General features: G+C 73.4%; 21 protein-coding genes and 1 pseudogene. 10 read left to right on the top strand and 12 right to left on the bottom strand.

The annotated features are described in order from the left end of the window. A pseudogene (locus tag ADK52_RS34930) lies at positions 1-779 on the top strand (serine/threonine protein kinase); the annotation flags it as partial. 25 nt (positions 780-804) lie between these two features. Beyond that, positions 805-1,992 (top strand): epoxide hydrolase family protein, encoded by a 1,188-nt coding sequence (locus ADK52_RS34925; protein ID WP_053693874.1) that lies wholly within the window; start codon positions 805-807, stop codon positions 1,990-1,992. Here the strand turns inward: ADK52_RS34925 and ADK52_RS34920 are convergent. Next, positions 1,959-2,906, bottom strand: a complete 948-nt coding sequence (locus tag ADK52_RS34920; protein ID WP_053693873.1) for a GlxA family transcriptional regulator — start codon at positions 2,904-2,906, stop codon at positions 1,959-1,961. The genes ADK52_RS34925 and ADK52_RS34920 overlap by 34 nt on opposite strands. A gap of 97 nt (positions 2,907-3,003) precedes the next feature. On the opposite strand from ADK52_RS34920, the gene ADK52_RS34915 reads away from it, so the two are divergent. After that, entirely contained in the window at positions 3,004-4,065 is a 1,062-nt protein-coding gene (locus tag ADK52_RS34915; RefSeq protein ID WP_053693872.1) for a saccharopine dehydrogenase family protein, read from the top strand. Between the two features lie 31 nt (positions 4,066-4,096). Here ADK52_RS34915 and ADK52_RS34910 read toward each other — a convergent pair whose 3' ends face one another. From ADK52_RS34910 to ADK52_RS34900, 3 genes are all read right to left on the bottom strand, one after another. Further along, a complete protein-coding gene (locus tag ADK52_RS34910; protein ID WP_053693871.1) occupies positions 4,097-5,509 on the bottom strand; it encodes a M1 family metallopeptidase in 1,413 nt (470 codons plus the stop codon). A gap of 37 nt (positions 5,510-5,546) precedes the next feature. Beyond that, positions 5,547-9,455, bottom strand: coding sequence for a Pls/PosA family non-ribosomal peptide synthetase (locus ADK52_RS34905; RefSeq protein WP_053693870.1), 3,909 nt, complete (start codon positions 9,453-9,455; stop codon positions 5,547-5,549). Between the two features lie 203 nt (positions 9,456-9,658). After that, a complete protein-coding gene (locus ADK52_RS34900; RefSeq protein ID WP_053693869.1) occupies positions 9,659-11,281 on the bottom strand; it encodes an FAD-dependent monooxygenase in 1,623 nt (540 codons plus the stop codon). A gap of 211 nt (positions 11,282-11,492) precedes the next feature. Here ADK52_RS34900 and ADK52_RS34895 point away from each other — a divergent pair, with 211 nt between their 5' ends. Beyond that, positions 11,493-12,815, top strand: a complete 1,323-nt coding sequence (locus tag ADK52_RS34895; protein ID WP_053693868.1) for a M14 family metallopeptidase — start codon at positions 11,493-11,495, stop codon at positions 12,813-12,815. A 74-nt stretch (positions 12,816-12,889) separates the two neighbouring features. Further along, on the top strand, positions 12,890-13,519 hold the full coding sequence (locus tag ADK52_RS34890; RefSeq protein WP_234344379.1) for a Fic family protein: 630 nt from the start codon (positions 12,890-12,892) through the stop codon (positions 13,517-13,519). A 30-nt stretch (positions 13,520-13,549) separates the two neighbouring features. Here the strand turns inward: ADK52_RS34890 and ADK52_RS34885 are convergent, their stop codons facing one another. Next, positions 13,550-14,152 (bottom strand): TetR/AcrR family transcriptional regulator, encoded by a 603-nt coding sequence (locus tag ADK52_RS34885; protein ID WP_053693867.1) that lies wholly within the window; start codon positions 14,150-14,152, stop codon positions 13,550-13,552. A 217-nt stretch (positions 14,153-14,369) separates the two neighbouring features. Here ADK52_RS34885 and ADK52_RS34880 point away from each other — a divergent pair, with 217 nt between their 5' ends. Both ADK52_RS34880 and ADK52_RS34875 read left to right on the top strand, forming a co-directional pair. Beyond that, positions 14,370-15,158, top strand: a complete 789-nt coding sequence (locus tag ADK52_RS34880) for an SDR family oxidoreductase (RefSeq protein WP_053693866.1) — start codon at positions 14,370-14,372, stop codon at positions 15,156-15,158. Then, the gene (locus ADK52_RS34875) at positions 15,152-15,592 is read left to right on the top strand and encodes an SRPBCC family protein (RefSeq protein WP_053693865.1); all 441 of its coding nucleotides are present in this window, start codon (positions 15,152-15,154) and stop codon (positions 15,590-15,592) included. Before ADK52_RS34880 ends, ADK52_RS34875 begins: the two co-directional genes overlap by 7 nt. 66 nt (positions 15,593-15,658) lie before the next feature. Here the strand turns inward: ADK52_RS34875 and ADK52_RS34870 are convergent, their stop codons facing one another. From ADK52_RS34870 to thpR, 3 genes are all read right to left on the bottom strand, one after another. Continuing rightward, a complete protein-coding gene (locus ADK52_RS34870) occupies positions 15,659-15,991 on the bottom strand; it encodes a DUF664 domain-containing protein (RefSeq protein ID WP_053693864.1) in 333 nt (110 codons plus the stop codon). Between the two features lie 73 nt (positions 15,992-16,064). Continuing rightward, on the bottom strand, positions 16,065-16,625 hold the full coding sequence (locus ADK52_RS34865) for a C40 family peptidase (protein ID WP_078988825.1): 561 nt from the start codon (positions 16,623-16,625) through the stop codon (positions 16,065-16,067). Positions 16,626-16,721: 96 nt separating this feature from the next. Next, a complete protein-coding gene (gene thpR, locus ADK52_RS34860) occupies positions 16,722-17,357 on the bottom strand; it encodes an RNA 2',3'-cyclic phosphodiesterase (protein ID WP_053693863.1) in 636 nt (211 codons plus the stop codon). A gap of 69 nt (positions 17,358-17,426) precedes the next feature. Between thpR and ADK52_RS34855 the strand changes: the two genes are divergently transcribed. Next, positions 17,427-18,164 carry a class I SAM-dependent methyltransferase gene (locus ADK52_RS34855; protein ID WP_078988827.1) on the top strand — a complete coding sequence of 246 codons (738 nt, stop codon included), beginning with the start codon at positions 17,427-17,429 and terminating at the stop codon, positions 18,162-18,164. A gap of 40 nt (positions 18,165-18,204) precedes the next feature. Here the strand turns inward: ADK52_RS34855 and ADK52_RS34850 are convergent, their stop codons facing one another. Both ADK52_RS34850 and ADK52_RS34845 read right to left on the bottom strand, forming a co-directional pair. Then, positions 18,205-19,458, bottom strand: a complete 1,254-nt coding sequence (locus ADK52_RS34850) for a glycosyltransferase (RefSeq protein ID WP_053693862.1) — start codon at positions 19,456-19,458, stop codon at positions 18,205-18,207. 103 nt (positions 19,459-19,561) lie between these two features. Then, positions 19,562-20,359, bottom strand: coding sequence for a hypothetical protein (locus ADK52_RS34845; protein ID WP_234344378.1), 798 nt, complete (start codon positions 20,357-20,359; stop codon positions 19,562-19,564). Between the two features lie 88 nt (positions 20,360-20,447). Between ADK52_RS34845 and ADK52_RS40820 the strand changes: the two genes are divergently transcribed. Further along, positions 20,448-20,678 carry a hypothetical protein gene (locus ADK52_RS40820; protein WP_420714993.1) on the top strand — a complete coding sequence of 77 codons (231 nt, stop codon included), beginning with the start codon at positions 20,448-20,450 and terminating at the stop codon, positions 20,676-20,678. Between the two features lie 125 nt (positions 20,679-20,803). On the opposite strand, the gene ADK52_RS34835 is transcribed toward ADK52_RS40820, so the two are convergent. Together ADK52_RS34835 and ADK52_RS34830 are read right to left on the bottom strand one after the other, a co-directional pair. After that, positions 20,804-21,475, bottom strand: coding sequence for a class F sortase (locus ADK52_RS34835; protein ID WP_053693860.1), 672 nt, complete (start codon positions 21,473-21,475; stop codon positions 20,804-20,806). Then, positions 21,472-22,305, bottom strand: coding sequence for a hypothetical protein (locus tag ADK52_RS34830; protein WP_053693859.1), 834 nt, complete (start codon positions 22,303-22,305; stop codon positions 21,472-21,474). Before ADK52_RS34830 ends, ADK52_RS34835 begins: the two co-directional genes overlap by 4 nt. 204 nt (positions 22,306-22,509) lie before the next feature. Between ADK52_RS34830 and ADK52_RS34825 the strand changes: the two genes are divergently transcribed. Then, entirely contained in the window at positions 22,510-23,097 is a 588-nt protein-coding gene (locus ADK52_RS34825) for a GNAT family N-acetyltransferase (RefSeq protein WP_053693858.1), read from the top strand. Positions 23,098-23,118: the final 21 nt, after the last annotated feature.

The following is a 23,118-nucleotide window of genomic DNA, read 5'->3' as shown; positions in this document are numbered from 1 at the left end:
CCTCCCCCGCCCCGCCCCCCGCCGGACGGCCCGCATCCGTACCGACGCCCCCGCCCGGCTACGGCCCCGTCCCGGTCCCGTACCCCCAGCCCTCCCCGCAGCCGCCCTACACCGGCCACCCGCTCGGGCACCCGGCCCCCGCTCCCGGGCAGCCGGGGCCCGTCGCCCCGATGGGCGCACCGACCGCGCCCCACGCCTCCGGCACCGGGAGGGCGGCCCGTGGACGCATCGTCATCGCGGCGGCCGTCGCCGTCGTCCTGGCCGGCGGCGGCATCACGTACGCCGCGATGGGCGACCACGGAGGCAAGGCCGGTCCGTCGCAGGCCCACGCCGCGCCCCCGCAGACCACCGCCGGTCCTTCCGTCCCGCAGGGCCGGAGCTCCCGGTCCGCGAAGCCGTCCAAGGACTCCGCCAAGCCCGGCAAGTCACCGACGCCCACCCCGGGCGGCAAGAGCGGCGGCCCGACCCCCAAGGCATCGGCCTCGCCGCAGGCCGGGCCCACTCCCGTGTCGACGAGCTGCACCGGCTGGAGCCATCAGGACCGGAACCCGGGAACCCACGGCTACATGTCCGGCACGTACCACATCACCACCGGGCCCTACCAGGAATGCCCCGCCGTGGCGGTGGCCAAGTCCGGTACGAAGCTCCTGTACCAGTGCTACGTCGTCAACGCGTACGGCAACAAGTGGACCTACGTCCGCGCCACCGACACCAACGCGTCCGGCTGGATGTCCAACGACAACCTCACCCGCCAGAACGGTTCGTCGAGCCGCTGCTGACACGGGGGTGTCCTAGGATGCGCCCATGCCGGACGCCTCCCCCCGCCCCGAGCCGTTCACCCCGCACACCGACCCCGCCGCGCTCGACGACCTCCGTGCGCGGCTGCGCGCCACGCGGTGGCCGGACGCGCCCGAGGACGCCGGCTGGTCCCTCGGGACCGACCTCGGCTACCTGCGCGAGCTCGTCGCCTACTGGGCGGACGGGTTCGACTGGCCGGCGCAGGAGGCGGAGCTCGCCCGGCTGCCCCACTTCCGCGTGCCGCTCCGCGGCCTCGGGATCCACTACGTGCACGCCCGCGCCGTCGCTCCGGCCGGGGCGCCCGTACTGCCGCTGGTCCTCGGGCACGGCTGGCCGGACTCGTTCTGGCGGTACTCGAAGGTCGTCCCGCTCCTGGCCGACCCCGCGGCGCACGGCGCCGATCCCGCCGACGCGTTCGACGTGGTCGTCCCCGACATGCCGGGCTACGGCTACTCCGAGCGCCCCACCGGCCCGCCCCTCGACGCCGTGGCCGTCGCCGGGCTGTGGGCCGAGCTCATGCGGGTGCTCGGGTACGAGCGGTTCGGCGCGGCGGGCGGGGACGTCGGCAGCCACGTCAGCCGCTACCTCGCGCTCGATCACCCCGACCGGGTCGTGGCCGTCCACCGCACGGACGCGGGCCTGCCGCTCTTCACCGGCGACCCGGCGGAACTCGCCCCCGAGGAGCGTGCCTGGATGGAGGAGGCCGCGGCCTGGGGCGCGGCCGAGGGCGGGTACGTCGCCCTGCAGCGTACGAAACCCCAGACCGCCGCCTTCGGGCTCACCGATTCGCCGGCCGGACTCGCCGCGTGGATCGTCGAGAAGCTCCGGGCGTGGAGCGACTGCGACGGCGACGTCGAGCGGAGCTTCACGAAGGACGAGATCCTCACGAACGTCACGCTCTACTGGCTCACGGGGACGATCGGCTCGTCCATGCGCATGTACCGCGCGAACGCCGCGATCCCGCTCGCACAGCACGCCCGCCGGGTCGAGGTGCCGTCCGGCTTCTCGATCTTCCAAGGCGACGTGGTCCGCCCGCCGCGGGCGTGGCTGGAGCGCACGGCGAACGTCGTGTACGCGACCGAGCCGCCGCGCGGCGGCCACTTCGCACCGTTCGAGGAGCCCGAGCTGTACGCGGAGGAACTCCGCGCGTTCTTCCGCCCCTACCGGGCGGCGGTGCGGAACGTGCGCCGGTAGGCGTCCGGCGGGACACCGACCGTACGGTTGAAATGGCGGCGCAGCGTGGCGTCGGTGCCCATCCCGGTGGCCGTGGCGATCGTACCGATGGTGTCGTCGGTGGTCTCCAGGAGCTCCTGGGCGCGGTGGATGCGCTGGGTCAGCAGCCAGCGCAGGGGAGTGGTGCCGGTGAGGTCGGTGAACACCCGCGCCAGGTGGCGCGAGCTCATGTTCGCCCGGCGGGCCAGGTCCTCCACGGTGAGCGGCTGGTCGAGCCGTTCCATCGTCCAGGTGAGCAGCGCGCCCAGGGGGTGGTCGCGCGGCTCGGGCACCGGAGTGGCGACGAACTGGGCCTGGCCGCCGGCCCGGTGCGGCGGGACGACCAGGCGGCGCGCGACCTGGTTGGCGACGGCCGAGCCGTGGTCGAGGCGGACCAGGTGCAGGCACAGGTCCATCGCCGCGGCCTTCCCGGCCGAGGTGAACACGTTGCCGTCGTCCACGTAGAGCACGTCCGGATCGACCTCCACCCGGGGGTACTTGGCGGCCAGCGCGGCGGCGTGCAGCCAGTGCGTGGTGGCCCGGCGCCCGTCCAGCAGACCCGCTGCCGCCAGTACGAACGCGCCCGTACAGAGGGAGGCAACCCGGGCCCCCGCCTCGTGGGCCGCGCGTACGGCGTCGACCAGTTCGGCGGGCGGATCCGCGTCCAGGTCGGCGCAGGCCGGGACGATCACGGTGTCCGCCTGCACCAACCGGTCGAGCCCCGCGTCGGGTTCGAGCCGGAAGCGGCCGCCGACGGGCACGGAGTCCGGACCGCACAGGACGAACTCGTACCAGGGATCAGCCAGATCGGACCGGTCCACCCCGAACACATCGCAGGCCGCGGCGAGTTCGAAGTGCGGGACTCCGGGCGTGACGGCCAGCGCGACAAGGCTCATGTCCGAAAGTGTACGGGGCGTGGCATTACCGCTACTCCCGGCCGACGCCCTTCACGGGCACGATGGCATCCAGTGATCAACCGAACGGGGGAGCCTCATGGAATCGGATCGAGTGGCGGCGGCGGTAACGGTCTTCGGCGCGTACGGGCACACCGGACGCTTCGTCGTCCCCGAGCTGCTGGACCGGGGGCTGACCCCGATCCTGTCCGGGCGTGACGCCGACAAGCTCCGCGCACTGGCCGCCGAGTTCCCCGGACTCGAGGTCCGGCCGGCGTCGGCCGACGATCCGGAGGCGCTCGACCGCGCACTGGCCGGCGCGGCCGCCGTGATCAACTGCGCCGGGCCCTTCGCCGAGACCTCCGCGCCGGTGATCGAGGCCGCCCTGCGCGCACGGATCGCCTACCTGGACGTCGCGGGCGAAGTGGAGGCCGTCGCCGACACCTTCGCCGATTTCGCGGACCGGGCCCGCGAGGCCGGGATCGTGGTCGTGCCCGCGATGGCGTTCTACGGGGGCCTCGGCGACCTGCTCGCCACCGCCGCGCTGGGCGACGCCCCGGCGGCCGACGAGATCGACATCGCGTTCGCCCTCAGCAGCTGGCAGCCCACGGCCGGGACCCGCGGGTCGAGCCAGGTCTCGCGGCGCCGGCGCGAGGGCCGCCGGCTCGTCTACGCGAACGGCCGGCTGGAGCTGCGTACCGACGCGGCACCCACCGGGCAGTGGTCCTTCCCCGCCCCGGTCGGAGAGCAGGACGTGATCGGCGAGTTCACCACCACGGACAGCGTGACCATCGCCCACCACCTCTCCGCCCCGGACATCCGGACCTTCATGACGGTCGAGGCGGTCAAGGACGTGCTGGCCCCGGACGCCGTGGCGCCGAAGCCGGTCGACGAGCGGGGCCGGTCGGCGCAGACCTTCCTCGTCGACGTCACCGTTCGCACGGGCTCCACCCGGCGCCGTGCCGTGGCGCGCGGGCAGGACATCTACGCCGTCACCGCGCCGCTCGTCGTCGAAGCGGTCAGCCGGATCCTCGCGGGACGGGTCAAGACGGCCGGCCTCGTCGCCGCGCCCGGCGAGATCTTCGACGCGCACGCCTTCCTGACCGCGCTGGCCCCGCAGCACCTCTCGTACGAGCTCGGCGCCGCCGAGACACGCGGCTGACCGAGGCCCGGGCCCGGGCCCGGGCCCTGGGTCAGGCGGACGTGCGGCCCCGGCTCGGCCGGCCGTTCGTGGGCGGGTACCCGGGCTTCGCGGGCGTCGTCGCCGTCGGCCGTACGGGCGGGGGCACCGGCAGCGGCGGCAGGGCGGGCTCGTACAGCCAGGCCGAGAACACGTCGTCCACCGGCTCGGCCGCGTACCGGGCCACGTGCGTGGTGAAGGCGGCGGTGCTCACCACGCCGTGCCGGTGCACCGTGGTCCAGTCGCGCAGCATGCGGAAGAACGCGCCGTCGCCCAGGGCGCAGCGGATCGCGTGCACGGCGAGCCCCCCGCGCTGGTACAGCCGATCGTCGAACATCAGCTTGCGGCCCGGGTCGACCAGCCGCAGGTCCTGCGGCTGCGAGGTCAGCAGCCGGTGCGCGGCGGCCGCCTGCTCGTGCGCGGTGCGGCCGCCGGAGCGCTCCGACCACAGCCACTCGGCGTACTTCGCGAAGCCCTCGTTCAGCCAGATGTGCCGCCAGTCGGTGATGGTCACGCTGTTGCCGAACCACTGGTGCGCGAGCTCGTGGGCGACGAGCCGCTCCGACCCGCGGGCGCCGTCGACGTGGTTGGCGCCGAACAGGGAGAGGCCCTGGGCCTCCACCGGGACGTCCAGTTCCTCGTCGGCGACGACCACCGCGTACTCCCCGAAGGGATAGGGCCCGAACAGGTCCTCGAACAGCTGCATCATGGCCGGCTGCCGGGCGAAGTCGCGGGAGAACTGCGGCAGCAGGTGCGCCGGTACGTGGGCGCTCATAGGCACCCCGCCCAGCCCGGGGTCGCCGAGCAGCACCGTCTGGTACACGCCGATGGACAGGCCGACCAGGTAGCTGGAGGTCGGTGCGGGCTGCTCGTACACCCAGGTGGTGGTGGACGCCCTGGTCGTCCGGGTGAGCAGCCGCCCGCCCGCCACCACCGTGTACGAGGACGGGGTGTTGATCGAGATCTGGTACGAGGCCTTGTCGGCGGGCCGGTCGTTGCACGGGTACCAGGAGGGTGCGCCGACCGGCTGGCTGGCCACCAGCGCGCCGTCGGTCAGCTCCTCCCAGCCGAGCCCGCCCCAGGGGCTGCGCACCGGCTTGGGATTGCCCGCCCAGTGCACCTCCACCGTGAAGGCGGCGCCGGCGGGCAGCGGCTTGGCCGGGCGGATGCGGAGTTTGCCGCCCCGGTGGGTGTAGTGCGGGGCGCGGCCGTTCACCAGGACCCGGCCTATCTTGAAATCGGCCAGGTTCAGGTGGAACTCGGCGAGCGGCGCCCGCCCGGCGATCGCGCTGATCCGGGCGGTACCGGCCAGCCGGTTGGGGCCGGGCCGGTACTCCAGAGCGAGTTCGTACCGGTGCACGCGGTAACGGGAGTCTCCGTTGTCGGGGAAGTACGGGTCCGATGCCGCTGTTCTCTGGCCGTTCATTGCCGCTTCCGCTCCCTGCGCTGTGCCCGGGCCCTTGTCAGGTCCGCCATGCCTCGATCGGGTTGCCCAGCCAACGGGTGTCGGCGGGGACGGATTCCCCGGCCATCACGAGAGAGGCGGGACCCAGTGTGCTGTGGGCCCCGACCGAACTTCCGGGCAGGACGATGCCGCCCGGGCCCAGCGTGGCGCCCTCGCGGAGGACCACAGTATCCGTCCTCAAGATCCGGTCGTGGAAGAGGTGAGTCTGCAACACGCACCCGCGGTTCACGGTGACCCCGTCGCCCAGCTCCACCAGGTCGGACTCGGGCAGCCAGTAGCTCTCGCACCATACGCCGCGGCCGATCCGGGCCCCCAGTCCGCGCAGCCACAGGTTCAGCAGCGGGGTACCGGGCACCGCGCCCGCCAGCCACGGCACGGCCAGTACCTCGACGAAGGTGTCGGCCAGCTCGTTGCGCCACACGAAGCCGCTCCACAGCGGGTGCTCGCCCGCCCGGTGCCGGCCCACCAGCAGCCACTTCGCGATCACCGAGACCGCGCCCGCGGCCACACCGGCGGCGAGCAGGACCACCCCGGACAGCAGCGCCGTGCCCCAGACCCCCGGGCCGCCGCTCGCCGTGGCCAGCGCGCACAGCGCCGCCACCATCAGTACGGCCAGCGCGGCCGAGCAGAACACCGGCAGGAGCCGGCACAGCTCCACCAGGCCGCGCGCCCACAGCAGCCGCGCGGGCGGATCGTACGTCCGGCTCTGGTCGGAGGTCTCGGCGGCCCGGGGCAGCCGGACCGGCGGCAGGCCCAGGTAGGAGCTGCCCTTCTTGGCCTTCTTCGGGGTCGCCGACAGGACGCCGACCAGCCCGCCGTCCGGCACGCTGCGGCCGGGCGCGGTCATGCCGGAGTTGCCGAGGAACGCCCGGCGGCCGATCTCGGACTGCCCGATGTGCATCCAGCCGCCGCCCAGCTCGTAGGGGGCGGTCAGGGTGTCGTCGGCGAGGAACGCGCCCTCGCCGACGGTGGTCAGGCTCGGCAGCGCGAGCACGGTGGAGACCTCCGCGCCCCGGCCGATCTTCATGCCGAGCAGCCGCAGCCACACCGGGGTGATCAGACCGGCGTACAGCGGGAAGAGCGTCTCCCGCGCCAGGTCCATCAGCTGGGTGACCGTCCAGGCCTGCCAGCCGATCCGGCTGTGCGTCGGATGGGTTCCGGTGCGCAGGCCCAGGCTGAGCAGGCGTACGGAGACCAGCAGCAGGGCCGCGTACGTGAACCCGTACGCGAGCGCCCCGGGCACCACGGCGATCAGGGCCCCGCGCAGGGCCTCGGCCAGTGCGGCGCCGGAGGGCACGAACCGGCTCACCACGAGCAGGGCGGGCACGGTGGCGAGCACCGGCAGCGCGTTGAGGCCGATGCCGGCCGCCCCGTAAGCGGCCCGCCAGAAGAGCCCGCGCTGCGGGCGCTCCCTGGGCCAGTTGCGCTTGGCCTTGCCGAGCTTGACGGCGGGCGCACCGGCCCAGCGCTGCCCGGTGGGGACCGTCCCGGCCACGGCGGAGCCGGGGGCCACCTCGGCCCGCTTGCCGACCCGCGCACCGGGGAAGAGCAGACTGCGGGTACCGACCACCGCGCCCGCGCCGACCTTGATCGGGCCGATCACCAGCCGGTCGCCGTCCAGCCAGTGCCCGCAGAGGTCCACCTCGGACTCCACGGCGCAGCCGCGGCCCAGCTTGAGCATGCCCGTCACCGGAGGCAGCGAGTGCAGGTCCACCTCGGGGCCCACCTTGGCGCCGAGGGCCCGCGCGTACCGCTCCAGCCAGGAACCGGTGAGCGAGGCCGCGCCCACGTACTCGGCCAGCCGCTCGGCCGTCCACAGCCTCAGGTGCACGCTTCCGCCGCGCGGGTGGCGCCCCGCCTTCACACCGCGCAGCAGCAGGCGCGCGCCGCCGGCCGCGATCGCGAGGCGGCCGGGTGGGCTGAAGAGCATCGCCGCACCGGGGACGACCCACCACCAGGAGGCGGTCGGCGCCCACGGATAGGCACCGAACCAGTGCAGCGCGTTGCCCAGCGCCAGCAGGGCCACGCTCCAGCGCAGGCCCACCAGGGTGAACAGCGGGAGCAGCAGGAGCGACTGCACCACCTTGGACCGCAGCGGAACGGGCGTGACGACCCGGGCCGCCTCGTCGTCCCGTACGGATTTCTCCAGCCGCCGGGCCAGCTTGCGCAGGACGGGCTGCTGGTAGATGTCGAGGACGGCCGCACGCGGGTAGCGGGTGCGCAGGCGGGTGGTGAGCTGGGCGGCGGCGAGGCTGTTGCCGCCGATCGCGAAGAAGTCGTCGGCGGCGCCGGTGACGGCGACCCCGAGGGTCTCGGTCCACTGCTCGGCGAGCCAGGCCTCGGTGCCGTACAGCTGCTCGGTGGGTCCGGGGGTCTCCAGCTCCGGCAGCGGCCAGGGCAGGGCGTCGCGGTCGACCTTCCCGGAGGTGCGGGTCGGCAGCTCGTCGACGGGAGCGAGCAGCGGTACCAGGGCCGCGGGGAGCTCGGCGCGCAGCCGCTCGACGGCCGCCGCGTGGTCCCAGCCCTCCTGGGCGACCAGGTAGCCGACCAGCAGCTGGTTGCCGCTGCGCGCCGTACGGACGGCCGCGGCCGCGCCGGCGACGCCGGGCAGGGCCTGGAGCGCCGCGTCCACCTCGCCCAGCTCGATCCGGCGGCCGCCGAGCTTGATCTGCTCGTCGCCGCGGCCGAGGAAGACCAGGCCTTCCGGTTCCGCGCGGACGAGGTCGCCGCTGCGGTAGGCGCGCTCCCAGCCGAGGGACTCCAGCGGGGCGTACTTCTCGGCGTCCTTCTCCGGGTCGAGGTAGCGGGCCAGGCCGACGCCGCCGATCACGAGCTGGCCGCTGCCGCCCATCGGCACCGGCTCGCCGGACTCGTCGACCACGGCCAGCTCCCAGCCGTTCAGCGGGAGGCCGATCCGGATCGGCTCCTCGCCGGTCAGGAGCGAGGCGCAGGCGACGACGGTGGCCTCGGTGGGCCCGTACGTGTTCCAGACCTCACGGCCCTCGGTGACCAGGCGCTGGGTCAGCTCGGGCGGGCAGGCCTCGCCGCCGAAGATCAGCAGCCGGACCTCGTCGAGGGTCTCCGGCTCCCAGAGCGCGGCCAGCGTCGGCACGGTGGAGACCACGGTGATCTCCTGCTCCACCAGCCAGGGGCCGAGGTCGGCGCCGCTGCGGACCTGGGAGCGGGGGACGGGCACCAGGCAGGCGCCGTAGCGCCAGGCCAGCCACATCTCCTCGCAGGAGGCGTCGAAGGCGACGGACAGGCCGGCCATGACCCGGTCGCCGGGTCCGATGGGCTCCTCGGTGAGGAACAGGGCGGCCTCGGCGTCCACGAACGCGGCGGCGCTGCGGTGGCTGACGGCGACGCCCTTGGGCTTGCCGGTGGAGCCGGAGGTGAAGATGATCCACGCGTCGTGCTCGGGTCCGGGGCGCGCGGCGGACACGGGTACGTCCGGCAGGCCGGTGACCTCGACGCGCTGTCCGCCGCCCAGCACGGCCCGTACGCCGGCCTCGCCGAAGACCAGCTCCGCGCGCTCGTCGGGGTCCTCGGCATCGACCGGGACGTAGGCGGCGCCCGTGGCGAGCACGGCGAGAATGGCCACATACAGTTCATTGGTCCCGGACGGCACGCGGACGCCGACCCGGTCACCGAGCCCCACGCCGGCGGCAGCGAGGGCGCGCCGGCGGCGGTCGACCTCGACGGCCAGCGCCCGGTAGGTCAGCTGGGCGGAGCCGTCGTCGAGGGCGGGCTCGTCGGGGTACGCCCGTACGGACGCCTCGAAGATGTCGACGAGGGTGCGCGTGGGGGCGGCGGGGCCCGCGGAGAACCGGGCGGACTTGCCGGACTCCTCGTGCACGTCGCCGTCGTCGAGCAGGGTCAGGTCACCGCGCTCAGGTGTGGCTGCCATCGGCCCTCGCGTCTCGCTCCCGGGGGGACATCCGGGTCGCCGGCGGAGCCCAGGTCTGCCCGGGTTGTTCCGGTCCGGCGTCGAACAACCGGCCATTCTACTGCGGCATCAAGAGTTTTCTCGCTGAAGGCTCGGCCCGTGGCGGAGAAGGACCGGTCCGGCCGGGCGCGCTGATCATGGCTTTCGGGCGGGGAACGGGGTGGTCAGGAGGGTGTCGAGCCGGTGATGGCGGTGACGGTGTGGCGCAGGGTGGAGCCGCGCGGCGAGGGGTCGCGCCAGCGGGCACCGATGTGGCCGTCGGGGCGGATGAGCAGCGCTCCGTGCGGGCCGAGGCCGCAGCGGTCGGCGTGCTCGGCGGGCAGCGTCTCGATGCGTACCGGCCACGGCGCGGCGGCCTGGCGTTCCCAGTGGGCGGGGTCCGGGGTGAGCAGCGTGAACCACTCGCCGCAGGCGTCGAGCGTGGACCGGCCGTCCGCGAGCCAGAGGTGCGGCAGGCGGTGGCCGGGCTCCGGGGTGGGGACGTAGTCGGTGTCGGCTTCGGTGCCGGTATCCGTGTCCGTGCCTCGCTCGGACGGCGCGGGGCGGGTGCCGTCGCCGTCGAGGACGGCGGCGGAGCGGTAGGCGGTGCCGAGTACGAGGCCCAGTTGGGCGAAGTACCGCTCTGACCAGGGAAGTTCGCTCCGACCCTGCGCTGGTGCGCCGCTCCGGAGCTGATCGCGGCGCCGTTCCAGAACCTGCACCATGAGCTGGGCGTTGGCCACTGCCTGGCGCAGCGTCCGATGGGCGACGGGCTCCCGTTCCGTCGCGTACGTGTCCAGGAGGCCCGGCCCGGCCCACCCGCGCAGGACGCCCGCCAGCTTCCAGCACAGGTTGTGCACGTCGGCGATGCCGGTGTTCATGCCCAGGCCGCCGATCGGGGGGATCGCGTGCGCGGCGTCGCCGGCCAGCAGGATCCGGCCGTGGCGGAGGCGTTCGGCGACGAAGGCGTTCATCACCCAGTGCTGCACGCGCCGTACGTCGGCCCGTACGCCGGCCCCTGCTCCGGAGCCGGAGCCGGCGCCGAGAGCCCGCGTGACGAGCCCGGACCAGTCGGTGTCGGCGCCGTCCCCGGGTGTGGGCCCGAACCAGAGCCAGCCCCCTTCGGGGTGGACCGGTCCGAACGATCCGTGCGCGGTGAAGTACACCCCGGCGGGCTGACGGGCGCTCCACCGCCCCAGGTCGGCGTCGAAGACCACGGTGGTGAAGTCGCCCATCGCGCCCGGGCCGGTGGTGGCGATGGCGAGGCGCTCCCGGACGGTGGAGTTGGCGCCGTCGGCGCCGATCACGTAGCGGGCGCGGACGCGCGTCTCCTCACCGCTGCGGCGGTCGAGGAGGACGGCCACGACGCCGTCGGGACGCTCGGCCAGGTCGATGAGCTCGACCCCGAACCGCAGGGGTGCGTCACCGTCGGCGGCGGCGAGGAGGGTGGGTTCCAGGCGGTCCTGCGAGGTGAGCACGCCGATCACGGGGCTTTCGGGCACCGGCGCGTCGATACCGACCATCGCGGCCGTGGCGAAGTCCTCGTCGCACAGGGTGTCGCGGAAGCGGACGCGGCCGTACTCGGGTGCGAACGCGGCGGCCGTGACCCGGTCGGCCAGCCCGAGTTGGCGGAAGATCTCCATCGAGCGCACGTTGACCAGCCGGGACCGCGGGAACGGCGACAACTCGGCGTGCTTCTCGACGAGCAGCGTCGACACGCCCCAGCGCGCCAGCAGCGCCCGGGCGGTGAGCCCGACCGGCCCGCCCCCGACGATCAGTACCGCCACCTCGGCTTCTGCTCCGGACACGCCTCGCTCCTCGTGCTCACCGCAGGTTGGTCGACCGCACCGTCCACAGTAGGGCGCCGGGCCCCCTCAGCCCCGGTGGCGGGCAGGGTCGGCGGGTCGCGCCGTCGGCGGTATCGGCGTGTCCTGCCGCGTGCCCTTCGGGCTGCGCGGCGGTTGTCATCGTCGTCACGTCGTCATCCCTCGACATCCTTCGACCGCGCCGGAGCCTTCCATGCTGTTCCACCGTCTCGTCCGGGCCGTGGGCGTCACCGCCGGGGTCCTCCTCGCCGTGCCCCCGACGGCCGGCGCCGCCCGGGCGGCCGACGGCGTGCCCCGTACCGGGTTCGAGGCCGCGTACGGGGCGCGCTGGACCACCGAGTCCGAGGAGCGGGCCTTCCTCGACGCCGTTGACCGGGGCGGCGACCGGACCGCGCTCCGGCGGCAGCGACTGGGGACCAGCACGCGCGGCCGCCCGCTGTGGCTCGTGAGCGTGAGCAGCACCCGCCCCGCACCCGCGGCCGTCACCGTCCTGCTGGTGTGCGGCCAGCACGGCGACGAGCCGGCCGGACGCGAGGCCTGTCTGACCACCGTCCGCGACCTCGCGTACGCCCGCGACCCCGAGACCCGACGCCTCCTGGAGCGTGCCACGGTCCTGGTCATCCCGACCGCCAACCCGGACGGACGGGCCGCCGGCACCCGGGTCAACGCGTCCGGCATCGACGTCAACCGCGATCACCTCGCGCTGACTTCGCCCGAGGCGCGGGCCGTCGCGGCCGTGCTGCGCGACCGGCGTCCGGACCTCGTCTACGACCTGCACGAGTACCGGGCGACGCCCAGGACGTACGACAAGGACCTCTTCGACCTCTGGCCGCGCAACCCCAACACCGACCCCGGCGTGTACGCGCAGGCCCGTGCGCTGTCCGCAGCCTTCGTACGGAAAGCGGCGCACGCTGCCGGGTACTCCACCGGCACCTACGGCATCCGGACCGATCCCGTCACCGGCGCCCCCGCCGAGCAGACCGCGGGCGACGGCCAGGAGCGCATCCTGCGCAACACCGCGGGCATCAAACACGCCGTCACGCTGCTGATCGAAAGCCGCATCGAGCCGGCCGGCGCGGCGGAAGCGGCCGACCCGGCCCTGGGCCGCCGACGCCGGGTGAACTCCCAGCTCACGGGCGTGCGCGGGCTGTTCGCGTACGTCTCGCAGCGGGCGGGCGCACTGGCGGCGACGACCGCACCGGCCCGCCTGACCGGCTACCGCGACCAGGGTCCGATCGCCCTGGGCGGCGCGGACGACCAGCCCCCCACCGAGGACGAAACCCTCACCGACCCTCCCTGCGGCTACCGCCTCACACGCGCCCGGTACACCGAGGTCGCCGACCGTCTGGCCCTCCACGGCGTACAGGTCACCCGCTCCGGCGGCGGCGCATTCGTCCCCCTGCGCCAACCCCTGCGCGCCTTGGTCCCCCTGCTCCTCGACGCCCGCGCCCGCTACCCCCTCACGGAGGCGGAGCCGGTACGGAACTGCCCGGCGGCGGCCGGAGCACTGCCGTGACACCATGAGCCTGGCCCCGCCGCGCGAACGAAATCCACTTGAACGGACACCCGGTGGACTCGGAAGCTGGCGGGGTGATTTCCGATCTGTCCCCCGGCGGCCTGAGCTGGGACGAAGTGGACCCCGCCCGTCATCCCTTCGACAGCGCGACGGCCGCGCGGGTGGTCCGCTCGCTCGGACCGGCCCTGCGCGTGCCGCGCCGCCCCGACCTGCCCTTCGCGAACCCGGCGATGAATGCGTGGAGTCGGGGCGCCCCGCTCGATTTCGATCTGCTCCGCGGGTGGCAACAGCATGTCCTCGGCACGCCGCTGCCGCCGCGGTTCCGCAGCCTGCCGGCCTTCGCGAAGGGCGGCCGGGAACGCTACGGCATCGGCCCGAACACCCGCGCCCGCCTCGATGCCTGCCTTGCCGAGAGCGCGAAGACGGGCGGAGGGCCCGGGCCGTCCCTCACGCTCCCCGCGCGGGCCGCGCGCGCCTACCTCGACGTCTGCTTCTTCCACCCGTTCGACGACGGCAATGCCCGGGCCGCTTTCCTCGCCATGGTGTTCGTCCTGGCCCGCGAAGGCGTCGCGCTCGACGGGGTGACCCTCATCCGCCGCATCACCTGTCGGGCCGACGACCCCCGGGACGCGGTGTCCCTCGCCCGGTCCATCGGCTTCCACCTGGAAGACACCCGCCGCACGGCCGCCTCCCGCGACTCCTGACCGGCCCCGGACGCGGACGCGGCCGGACCGCTACAGCTCGTCGAGCCGCAGGAACGTGAGCGCCCGGCGGGTGAGGACGAGGAGGTCCTCGGGTTCGTCCCGGGCGGCCCAGTGCTCCACGGCCGCGGTGAAAGCGTCGAGCACCGCGCCCGCCAGCAGCCGTACCTCCAAGCCGTCGGCGGGCCGGCCCGTCCGGGCGGCGAGCACCGGCAGCAGCCGGGCCCGCATCTCCTGTACGGCCGCCAGCCAGCGCGACCGGAGCGCCGGGACACCGCCCATGAGGCGGAGGAGGGCGCGGCCGGCCTCCGCGTCCGCGAGGCGCCGCTCGGACATCGGCGTCGTGAACACCCGCTCCACGGCGGCGATCAGCGGTTCGTCCGCCGGCTGGGCCGCCAGGGCGTCGACGAGCTGTCCGACGCCGGACGTGACGAGGGGGGTGAGCGCGTCCTCCTTCGAGGAGCAGTAGCGGTAGAAGGTGCGCAGCGACACGCCGGCCGCCGCGGTGATGTCCTCGACCGTCGTCGCCTCGTACCCGCGCTCGGCGAAGAGCGCCGCCGCGCTCTCCGCGATCTCGACGCGGGTCTCCTGCCGCCGCCGCTCGGTCAGGGGCGGCCGGCCCCGTTCTGCCGCCATCCCGATGTCCCCCTCCGCATCCCTGGTCACGGGCGTCCGTTTCGTAGGGGCCCATGCTGCCCGGCCGGGGACCGGGAGCCAACTGCGGCACTCTTTGCGGCACGAACCCGCTACTTGGCGCGTCGTGCCAATAAATGTATGTTGATCAAACCCTCGCGCGTCGCCGGATCGCGGATCGCGGATCTCCGACGAGCGACACGAGTCAAGGAGCGTGCCCATGTCCCCTGCCCGGCCCCGCACTTACCTCGTCACCGGAGCCGCCTCCGGCATCGGCGAGGCGACCGCCGCCCGCCTCCGCGCCCAGGGCCACACCGTGCTCGGCGCCGACCTCGCCGGCTCGGACATCGACGCGGACCTGTCCACGCCCGAGGGGCGTACGCGGCTCGTGGACGGGGCCCGGGAGCTGACCGACGGCCGCCTCGACGCCGTGATCGTCTCTGCCGGCGTCCAGCTCTTCGACCCGCTGACCGTCAAGGTCAACTACTTCGGCGCGGTCGCCACCCTGGAGGGGCTGCGCCCCCTGCTCGCCGCCGGCAGCGACCCGCGCGCCGTCGTCATCTCGTCGGTCACCGCGATCCACCCCCACGACCCGGCCATCGCCGACGCGGCCCTCGCCGGCGACGAGGCCGCCGCGACCGCCGCCGCGAAAGCCGCCGTGCAACGCGGCGAAGGCCACGTCATCTACGGCTCGTCCAAGAACGCCCTCGCCCGCTGGGTCCGCCGCACCGCCGCCACCGCGCCCTGGGCGGGCGCCGGCATCCCGCTCAACGCCATCGCCCCCGGCACGGTCCTCACCCCCATGACATTGCCCCTGCTCGCGGCCCCCGGCATACGCGAGGTATTCGACTCGGCCATCCCCATGCCCCTGCACGGCCACGCGGCCGCCGGACAGGTCGCCCCGCTCCTCGACTTCCTGACCTCGCCCGAGAACACGCACGTCACCGGACAGATCGTCTTCATCGACGGCGGAGCCGACGCCACGCTGCGCGGTGACGGGGCATGGTGACCCGTACGCTGCTGCGCACGGTCGTCGTGGCGGCCGCCCCCGCCGAGGTCTGGCAGGTCATCGGAGACTTCGGAGCCTTCCCCGACTGGCACCCGCACCTCCTGCCCTCCACCATCGAGAACGGCGCCGACCCCGAAACGCCCGGCGCGGTACGGGCCTTCACGTACGAGGGCGAGGTCGTCCTCCGTGAACGCCTCCTCGCCAAGGACCCGGCCGCGCACGCCTACCGCTACTCCGTCGACGCCCCCGCCTTCCCCATCAGCGGCTACGAGGCGACGCTCTCCGTCCACCCGCACGAGGAGGGTGCGGAGGTCCGCTGGCAGGGCACGTACGAGGCGGCGTCCGACGGCGCCGTCGCCCAGGTCGAGCAGCTCTTCGGCGACGGCACGTACGCGACGGGCCTGGCGGCCCTCCGAGAACGGTTCGCCCGGTAGCCCGAGCGGTGGCCGGCGCGCCCACCTCGACCCCGCGGCCGTGTTCGACGCCCTCGGCCGGCCAGGTCACCGCCCCGTGGCGCCGTCGATGCATGCGCGCAGCAGATCGGCATGCCCGCTGTGCCGGGCGTACTCCGCGATCATGTCCACCACGATGCGGCGCAGTGAGATCGGCTCGCCGGTGGTCTTGCGGGTCCCCGCGTCGTCCAGCGACGTCGCGGCGGGGTGATACGCCGACGGCGGCACGGCCCTCGCGGACAGCTGTTCCCGGGACAGACCGGCGCACTTGAGCTCGAAGGTCTCCCGGTACCAGTCCTGGTCGAACTGGGCACCCGGATCGCGGTCGACGGCGTCCTTGATCGCCGCATACTCGGAGTTGCCGCCCGGGCGGGTGACCACGATCCGCAGGCGATCAAGAGGGTGTGGCACTGTCTCGCGCGTTTGGGAGCGCCCTGGGACCAGTCGCCGCCGCTCAGGTGGCGCGCGTGTAACGGACGTTTCCGCTCCAGATGCGTTCGAGCCGTACGCGCGTGCCCGGCCGTGGGGCGTGCCAGATCTTGTCGTGGCCGGCGTAGATTCCCACGTGTCCTATGGTCGCGCCTGCGGGGAAGAATACGAGATCGCCCGGTACGCGCTGAACACGGCCGATGTGGCGAGTGTGTTCGTACTGCTCGTCGGCGGTGCGGGGAAGCACCCGGCCGGCCTTTCGGAAGGCGTAGAGCGTGAGGCCCGAGCAATCGAATTCCCTCGGCCCCGTCGCTCCGTACACATAGGGCGCACCCCGCTTGGACGCGGCGATCGCGACGGCCTTGGCGCCGTAGGGTGAGGCCGCCTGGGCCTCGGCGGCGGGGCCGGTGAAGCTGGCCAGGGAGATTATGACGGAGAACGTGAGCACTGTGGCGATACGGCGGGTCGTCAACTGGTCGGTGAAGCGTTTTCGGTTGTCCGTGCTGGTGTAGCTCAATCGTGATACCTCCGCATTGTGTTGCTGAAACAGCCCCCGTTGAGGTTCTGCGTCGGTGACATTGCGCATTGGCTCTCGATGGCGGACCAGTTTTGTCCGATCGGCGCGAAGTTGCCGTCATCGGACACGCCTTCAAAGATCTCGGTTGAGTAAAATCGTCCGAGCTTATACGCATGAGTGATTTTCCGGATTGGCGGGCGGGGGAGTGGACCGGCCGGTGAATTCCCAGGACCGGATGTCGCGGTAGTGGATCGGGCCGGGGCCGCGGCCTATGTTGCTGCCGACCAGGTGCAGGCGTTCGGCCGGCCACGTGCGGCCGGCGAACGCGGTGAGCGTGGCCGCGACTTCCAAGGTGCTGGACGGATCGCTGCGTCGGGAGCGGGCCAGCGTCAAGTGCGGCCGCAGCGGCCGGTCTTCGAAGGCGATTCCGCACTCCTTCACGACGGTGCGGACCTGCGAGGTGAGCCGGTGCAGCCCTTCGATCTCGCCGTCGATCCCGCTCCAGAGGACCCGCTGGTCGAAGTGCCCGCTGCCGCGCAGAGCCAGTTCCAGGGGTCGCTGCGCTGCCGCGAGGGCGGCGAGCGGCGGTTGCAGGAGCGGGACCGTGGCGACGGGGAGTTCGCCGAGGAAGGCCAGCGTGATGTGCCAGTCCTCGATGCGGTTCCACCGCATGCCCGGGTAGGCGCGGTAGGAGGGCCGCAGTTCCCGTGCCAGCTCCTCCTTGGCGTCGTCGGGCGGGGCGAGGGCGATGAACACGCGGACGGTCGCGGCGGCGGACGGGGGCTGGATCTGATCGTTCACGAGGGACTTCGTACCGCACCCCGGCGATCCAGTCATCTTCCGCCCCCCCGCCCCGCGTGCGGGGGCATGATGAGCGCCGTGCCTGACACCACACCTGACACCACACCTGACACCACACCTGACACCACACCCGACGCCACACCTGATCCCGCGCCCGATCGCACCTCCGCCATCGCCGCCTACTGGAACTCCGCCGCTGCCACGTTCGACGAGGAACCGGACCACGGCCTGCGCCGGGAACACACCCGTGCGGGGTGGGCCCGGCTCCTGTCCTCCTGGGTGCCCCGGGCGCCGGCCGACGTCCTCGATGTCGGCTGCGGCACCGGATCCCTGGCACTGCTGCTCGCCGAGGCCGGGCACCGCGTCACCGGCGTGGACCTGGCGCCGCGGATGGTGGAACGGGCCGAGGCCAAGCTCGCGGCCGCAGGGCTCGAGGCCCGGTTCCTGGTCGGCGACGCCGGCGCCCCGCCGACCGGGCGGGAGCGGTACGACGTCGTACTCTCCCGCCACCTGCTGTGGACCCTGCCCGACCCCCGGGCCTCGCTGCGCGCATGGGTCGCCCGGCTGCGGCCCGGTGGCCGGCTGGTGCTGGTCGAGGGCCGGTGGCGGGTGGCGGGACAGGGCGGCGCGCCGTACGTCGCCGGAGCCGCGTCACTGCCCTGGGACGGCGGAGTCACCGCCGCGGACCTCGCCGCCGCCGTCCGTCCCCTCGCAGCCCGCGTGCACGTCGAACCGCTCGGCGACGACCCCGAGTTGTGGGGCGGACCGGTCACCGACGAGCGGTACGCGCTGATCGCCTACCTCTGAGGCACCCGTACTCGTACCCGCGCCCGGACCGGCCCCCGTCTCATGACACGGGCGCGCCGGCCCTGTCCCCGCCGCCTGCCCAGTCCAGCAGCAACCGGGCGGCGACCGCTGCCCCGTCGGTGCGGATCTCGCCGGCCAGGGCGCCGGCCCGGGCGCGGGTCTCGGGAGCCAGGGCGGTCTTGAGCGCGGTCGACAGGGATTCGAAGACCGGAGTCGGACCGTCGTGCGCCGCGCCGATGCCCAGGTCGGCCACGCGGCCCGCCCAGTACGGCTGGTCCGCCATCTGGGCCACCACCACCTGCGGCGCGCCGGCCCGGGCGGCGGTCGTCGTCGTGCCCGCGCCGCCGTGGTGCACGACGGCGGCCACCCGGGGGAACAGCGCGTGGTGGTTGACCTCGCCGACGGAGAAGCAGTCGTCCCGGTCGTCGATCAGCGACAGGTCGGCCCAGCCGCCGGAGACGAGCACGCGGCGGTCCTGCGCGCGGACCGCCTCGATGGCCGCCCGGGCGACGTCCTCGGCGTCGCGCATCGGAATGCTGCCGAAGCCCACGTACACCGGCGGTGTGCCGGCGTCCAGGAACGCCTCCAACTCGGCCGGGAGCGTGCCCTCGTCCGGCCGGAACCACGCGCCCGTCTGCACCACGTCGAGCTCCGCCGGCCGCGGCCACGGGCTCAGGACCGGGTCCGAAGCAAGCAACGGCCGGTCGGTGAGCACGTAGCGGCGGAAGTCGTCCACGGGCGGCAGGCCGACCGACTCCCGGTGGGCGTTGAGCCCGGTTCCGAACAGCACGTTCATGTTCTCGACGTCGAGGTCCCACAGCGCCCGGTTGTCGGTCACGTCCGGAGGGAAGGGGCGGCCCGGGCGCTCGAACGGCCGGTGGTGCGGCGACGGCAGGTAGGTCGGGAAGTAGGCCACGAACGCGTAGGGGATGCCCAGCCCCTCGGCCACCGAACGCGCCCCGGCCGCGGCCGGGAACAGGCCGGTCGCCACGATCGCGTCACATCCCCCGGCCGCCGCCGCGACAGCCTCGTACGTCGTGGCGACCATCGCGGCCGCGCGCTGGGGCAGGCCCTGAGCGGGCATCGGCGCCGTCCCGGTCACCGCTCCCGTCACGACGGGGCGGACCGGCGCGCCAATCGGTGCCAGCGGTATGCCTGCTCGGTCGAGCAGCTCCGCGAAGTCCGGCGGCGCGCACATCCGCACCTCCGTGCCGCGCGCCCGCAATTGCGCCGCGAGCCCCACCATCGGCTCGACGTCGCCGCGCGACCCGTACGCCATCAACAACACACGCATGCGTGACTCCCACTCCCACAACTTCCGGTCTGCAAGCGTGATTCTGCTGCACGTCCGGGTCGGGGCCACAATCACCAGCGGCCCCGCCCCCGCCGTCCCGGGATCACGGGTGCGCGGTCAAGCGCTTCGTGAGCATGCCTCCACCGACGATCAGCGCCACGCCCAGCCACCACACATTGCTGTCGAAGATCAGGACGGCGATCCCGATCGGCACCAGCAGTCCGGCCAGGGGCACGAACATCCCGGCGAGGTGCGGCGGCTCCGGGCCGGGCTGGCCGGCCTCGCGCCGGGCCCGGGCGCGCGCGACGTCCGGGTACCAGGCGGTGAAGCGCAGGGCCGCCACGATGGCCAGGATCTGGATGATCCATCCGGTCCAGATGTTGTTCGGGTTGTGCAGCACCAGGTCCCCGTACGCCCCCGCGATGGCGGCCACCAGGAACGCCAGCCCCCACGCCCCGGTGATGAGGTAGTTGGTCCGCAGGAACGCGGGCTTGTCCCAGTACTCCGGATCGACCTGCTCCCGCGCGTACTGGAGGGTGAACGGCATGCGGATCGCCATGGAGCCGAAGGCGATCAGGGCGAGGGCGATGTTGGACACCTCGCCGGCGTACGTCTCCAGCCATCGGCGGGTGCCGTCGCTCGCCAGGAGGCCGATGACGGCGAGGATCGTGAAGAAGGCCAGGTCGGCCAGTTCCAGCAGCTTCCAGGAGCTGCCCCGGTTGATGATCCGCCCGGCCGCGACCAGCACGATCGTCGTCGCCAGGGCCAGTACGACCGCGATCTCGAACCTGCCCGGCCCGACCACGAGCGAGAAGATGATCCACGGCGCCATGCCGATGACGGGGTTCTCCAGGAATCCCGAGACAGCGCCGCGGGCCGTGGCGGGCCCTTCGGTCTTCACCCTTCCAGGGTGCGCGAGCGCGGCCCGCGCGGCCATTCGGGGGTGGCGGTGCGGGGGAGGGGCGCGGCCGTCCGCGGCTCGCGGCACAGTGGAGGCATGCACGCTGACGACAGGAACACCCTGGCCCGCGCACACGTGGCGACCCGCCTTCCGGCCCAGGACCTGGACCGGGCGCGGCGACGTTCCCGGGATCCGTACGAAGGGCGGGATCGCCGAGATCGAGGGGAACTACCCGAGCAAGGGAGCGCGGGGTGAACGCGGCGCCTGGTTCCGTGACAGCGAGGGCAACCTGCTGGGCATCGGCGAGCCCGTCGTCTGAGCGGTGCGGCGGGCAGAGCGCCGACGTCCGGCTCGGCCGGAGGAAGCCGATCGGGACGACACGGGGCGTGCCGTCCTTCGCGGCGTGTGCTTGCACCTGGTGGCCACGTGCTGCCTACGTGGTGCCTACGTGTTGCTCGTCATGCGGGCGAAGACGACCACGTTGCTGTCGTAGTAGTGCTTCTTCGGGTCGAAGTCGCCGCCGCAGGTGACCAGGCGGAGGCCGGCGTAGTCGAGGTTCTTGTAGACCTCGAGGGTGGGGAAATCGGCCTTCGGGTACTCGGCGACGCGTTCCACCGTGAACGTGGCCGTCTTGTTGTCGCGCCGGGCCACCTTGATGGTGTCACCGGCCTTCATCGTCTTCAGCTTCTCGAACACGGCTGCCGCTCCGTTCCACGTCACATGGCCGGCGATCACGGCCGGGCCCTGGGAACCGGGTGTGGGGCCCGGCTCGTACCAGCCCGCGAGGCCGGGGTTCTTCGGGGTCTGCATCGTGCCGTCGGTGTTCTGGCGCAGCGTCTCCAGGGTGCTGGACAGGCCGAGAGACGGGATGTCGATCTTCTGCGGTTCCGACCGGGCCAGGGCGGGCTGTGCCTGCGCCCCTGCCTTCGGCGAAGCCTGTTGGCCGCTCGCGGATGCGGCCGGGGCGGGAGCGCTTCCCGCGGCGCCCTGCGCCGGGGCGGGGGGCGCCGCGGGTTCCTGACCCGCGCACCCCGCGAGAACGAGCGTGGCGAGGGTCAGGGCGGCGGCGGCCAGGGCGCGGCGTGCCGTTCGTGCGGAGGTCCGTCCGACATTCATGCGGCGGCACCCTTGGTCTCCGCAACGACCCGGGCCGACGCGGCGCGTCGCCGTGCGAGGAACACCACTCCGGCCGCCGCCGCGGAGACGGCGAGGGCGGCCCCGGCCGGCATCGTCGCGGTCTCCGGCGCGCCGCCGCCCGCATCGACACCGCCGCCCGTCTCGATGCCGCCGACCGGAAGGGAGCCCACCGACGCGCCCATGACCATGCCGCAGTTGGTCGGAGCCGTCGCCTCCTGGGGCAGCTTCGGGTCGAGTTCGCTCTTGCCGGCCCCTTGGAAGTCGTACGTGCCGTTGTGGTTGCGGTCGATGCCGTGCTGCACGATGTGCAGGTCCTTGATGTGGTCGACCACGTCCTGCGCGACCGTGATCGTCCGCTTGTACGAGACCTTGCCCTGCTTGTCGGCGACGGGCATCCGGTCCACGGCGAGACCACTGGCCGGCTTGGTGTCCCCGGAGGTGGTGAGCGAGATGTTGATGTCGCCGTAGTCGACGGTGGCCTCGGTGTTGCTGAGGACCCCGTCGCGGTCGGTGTCGTCACTGGCGTCCGGGCACATGAAGTCGTGTCCCTTGGTCGAGCCGTGCAGGTGCTGGGCCGAGGGCTGGCCGGGCACCATGCCCTCGGACTGGATCTGCACGGTCAGCTGGTTGCCCTTGAGGCTCAGCATGGCGGTACCCCGGGATCCGGAGTCGTTGAGCTGCGCGAGGTCGATCTGGTACGCCTTCCCGCCCTCCGCGGCGAGAGCCGGGCAGGAGAGCCCGAGGGTCAGGAAAACGGCGGCGGGCCCGGCGGCGAGCACCACGAGGCGACCAGTGCGCTTGGCTATCACATTCGCTCCTGTTCCGCGGTTCCCGGGAGAGGGAACCGCAGATCGTACGGGGGTGAAGCGAGCTCCCGGAGAGGGTCTCGCTGCTACTTCGGAGCGCCGGCGCCCCTGGATGGGTGTCTCTTTGAAAAAATCTGCCGAGAGCCGGAGCGCCCCGCACGACGGGCTTGCCGGACGCGTCGCCGAAGGCTGTGGCAAGATGCCGCGATGATCTCCAACTCACCCGTACCAGCCGTCGTTTCCGCAGGCCGGATGGCCGCCATGGAGCAGCCGGTGCTCGGCCTTCCCGGCGGCCTGGAGCTGCGTCCCTGGCGTCTCTCCGACGCCGAGGTCCTGGTGACCGCGGGCCAGGATCCCGGAATCCGCCAGTGGAACCGGCTGCTGGTGCAGACGCCCGAGGACGCGCGCCAGAGGATAGAACGCATGCACGAGCGCTGGCGGGCCGAGGTGAGCGCGATCTGGGCCATCGCGCGACCGGGTCACGCGGCGGTGGGGCTGATCGGATGGGGCGACATCGACCTCACCGGCGGCAGCGCCGAGATCCTCTACTGGATCCTCCCCGCCTCGCGCGGCGGTGGTGTGGTGGTCGAGGCCACGAAGCGCCTCAGCAAGTGGGCCCTGGAGGACCTCGGCCTGCATCGCCTGCGCCTGTGCCATTCGGTGGCCAACCCGGCATCCTGCCGTGTGGCCGACAAGGCCGGATACTCCCTCGAAGGCACCATGCGCAGCGCGCTGCTGCACGCGGACGGATGGCACGACGAGCACCTGCACGCCCTCGTCCGAGGCGACATCTGATCCTGCGCCAGACGGTCCGAC

Origin of the sequence: Streptomyces sp. WM6372 (assembly GCF_001279655.1) — a bacterium.
Lineage (GTDB): Bacteria > Actinomycetota > Actinomycetes > Streptomycetales > Streptomycetaceae > Streptomyces.
The sequence above is the reverse complement of the archived record's forward strand: the minus strand, read 5'-3'. Positions and strand labels throughout refer to the sequence as shown.

What these genes read in the sequence shown, in the direction of transcription:
- ADK52_RS34850 (WP_053693862.1), bottom strand. Translation starts at nt 19,458, where the DNA reads ATGCGTGTGTTGTTGATGGCGTACGGGTCGCGCGGCGACGTCGAGCCG.
- ADK52_RS34920 (WP_053693873.1), bottom strand. Translation starts at nt 2,906, where the DNA reads ATGAGCCTTGTCGCGCTGGCCGTCACGCCCGGAGTCCCGCACTTCGAA.
- ADK52_RS34875 (WP_053693865.1), top strand. Translation starts at nt 15,152, where the DNA reads ATGGTGACCCGTACGCTGCTGCGCACGGTCGTCGTGGCGGCCGCCCCC.
- ADK52_RS34910 (WP_053693871.1), bottom strand. Translation starts at nt 5,509, where the DNA reads ATGAACGGCCAGAGAACAGCGGCATCGGACCCGTACTTCCCCGACAAC.
- ADK52_RS34855 (WP_078988827.1), top strand. Translation starts at nt 17,427, where the DNA reads ATGAGCGCCGTGCCTGACACCACACCTGACACCACACCTGACACCACA.
- ADK52_RS34825 (WP_053693858.1), top strand. Translation starts at nt 22,510, where the DNA reads ATGATCTCCAACTCACCCGTACCAGCCGTCGTTTCCGCAGGCCGGATG.
- ADK52_RS34835 (WP_053693860.1), bottom strand. Translation starts at nt 21,475, where the DNA reads ATGAATGTCGGACGGACCTCCGCACGAACGGCACGCCGCGCCCTGGCC.
- ADK52_RS34895 (WP_053693868.1), top strand. Translation starts at nt 11,493, where the DNA reads ATGCTGTTCCACCGTCTCGTCCGGGCCGTGGGCGTCACCGCCGGGGTC.
- ADK52_RS34915 (WP_053693872.1), top strand. Translation starts at nt 3,004, where the DNA reads ATGGAATCGGATCGAGTGGCGGCGGCGGTAACGGTCTTCGGCGCGTAC.
- ADK52_RS34905 (WP_053693870.1), bottom strand. Translation starts at nt 9,455, where the DNA reads ATGGCAGCCACACCTGAGCGCGGTGACCTGACCCTGCTCGACGACGGC.
- ADK52_RS34925 (WP_053693874.1), top strand. Translation starts at nt 805, where the DNA reads ATGCCGGACGCCTCCCCCCGCCCCGAGCCGTTCACCCCGCACACCGAC.
- ADK52_RS34880 (WP_053693866.1), top strand. Translation starts at nt 14,370, where the DNA reads ATGTCCCCTGCCCGGCCCCGCACTTACCTCGTCACCGGAGCCGCCTCC.
- ADK52_RS34865 (WP_078988825.1), bottom strand. Translation starts at nt 16,625, where the DNA reads ATGCGCAATGTCACCGACGCAGAACCTCAACGGGGGCTGTTTCAGCAA.
- ADK52_RS34885 (WP_053693867.1), bottom strand. Translation starts at nt 14,152, where the DNA reads ATGGCGGCAGAACGGGGCCGGCCGCCCCTGACCGAGCGGCGGCGGCAG.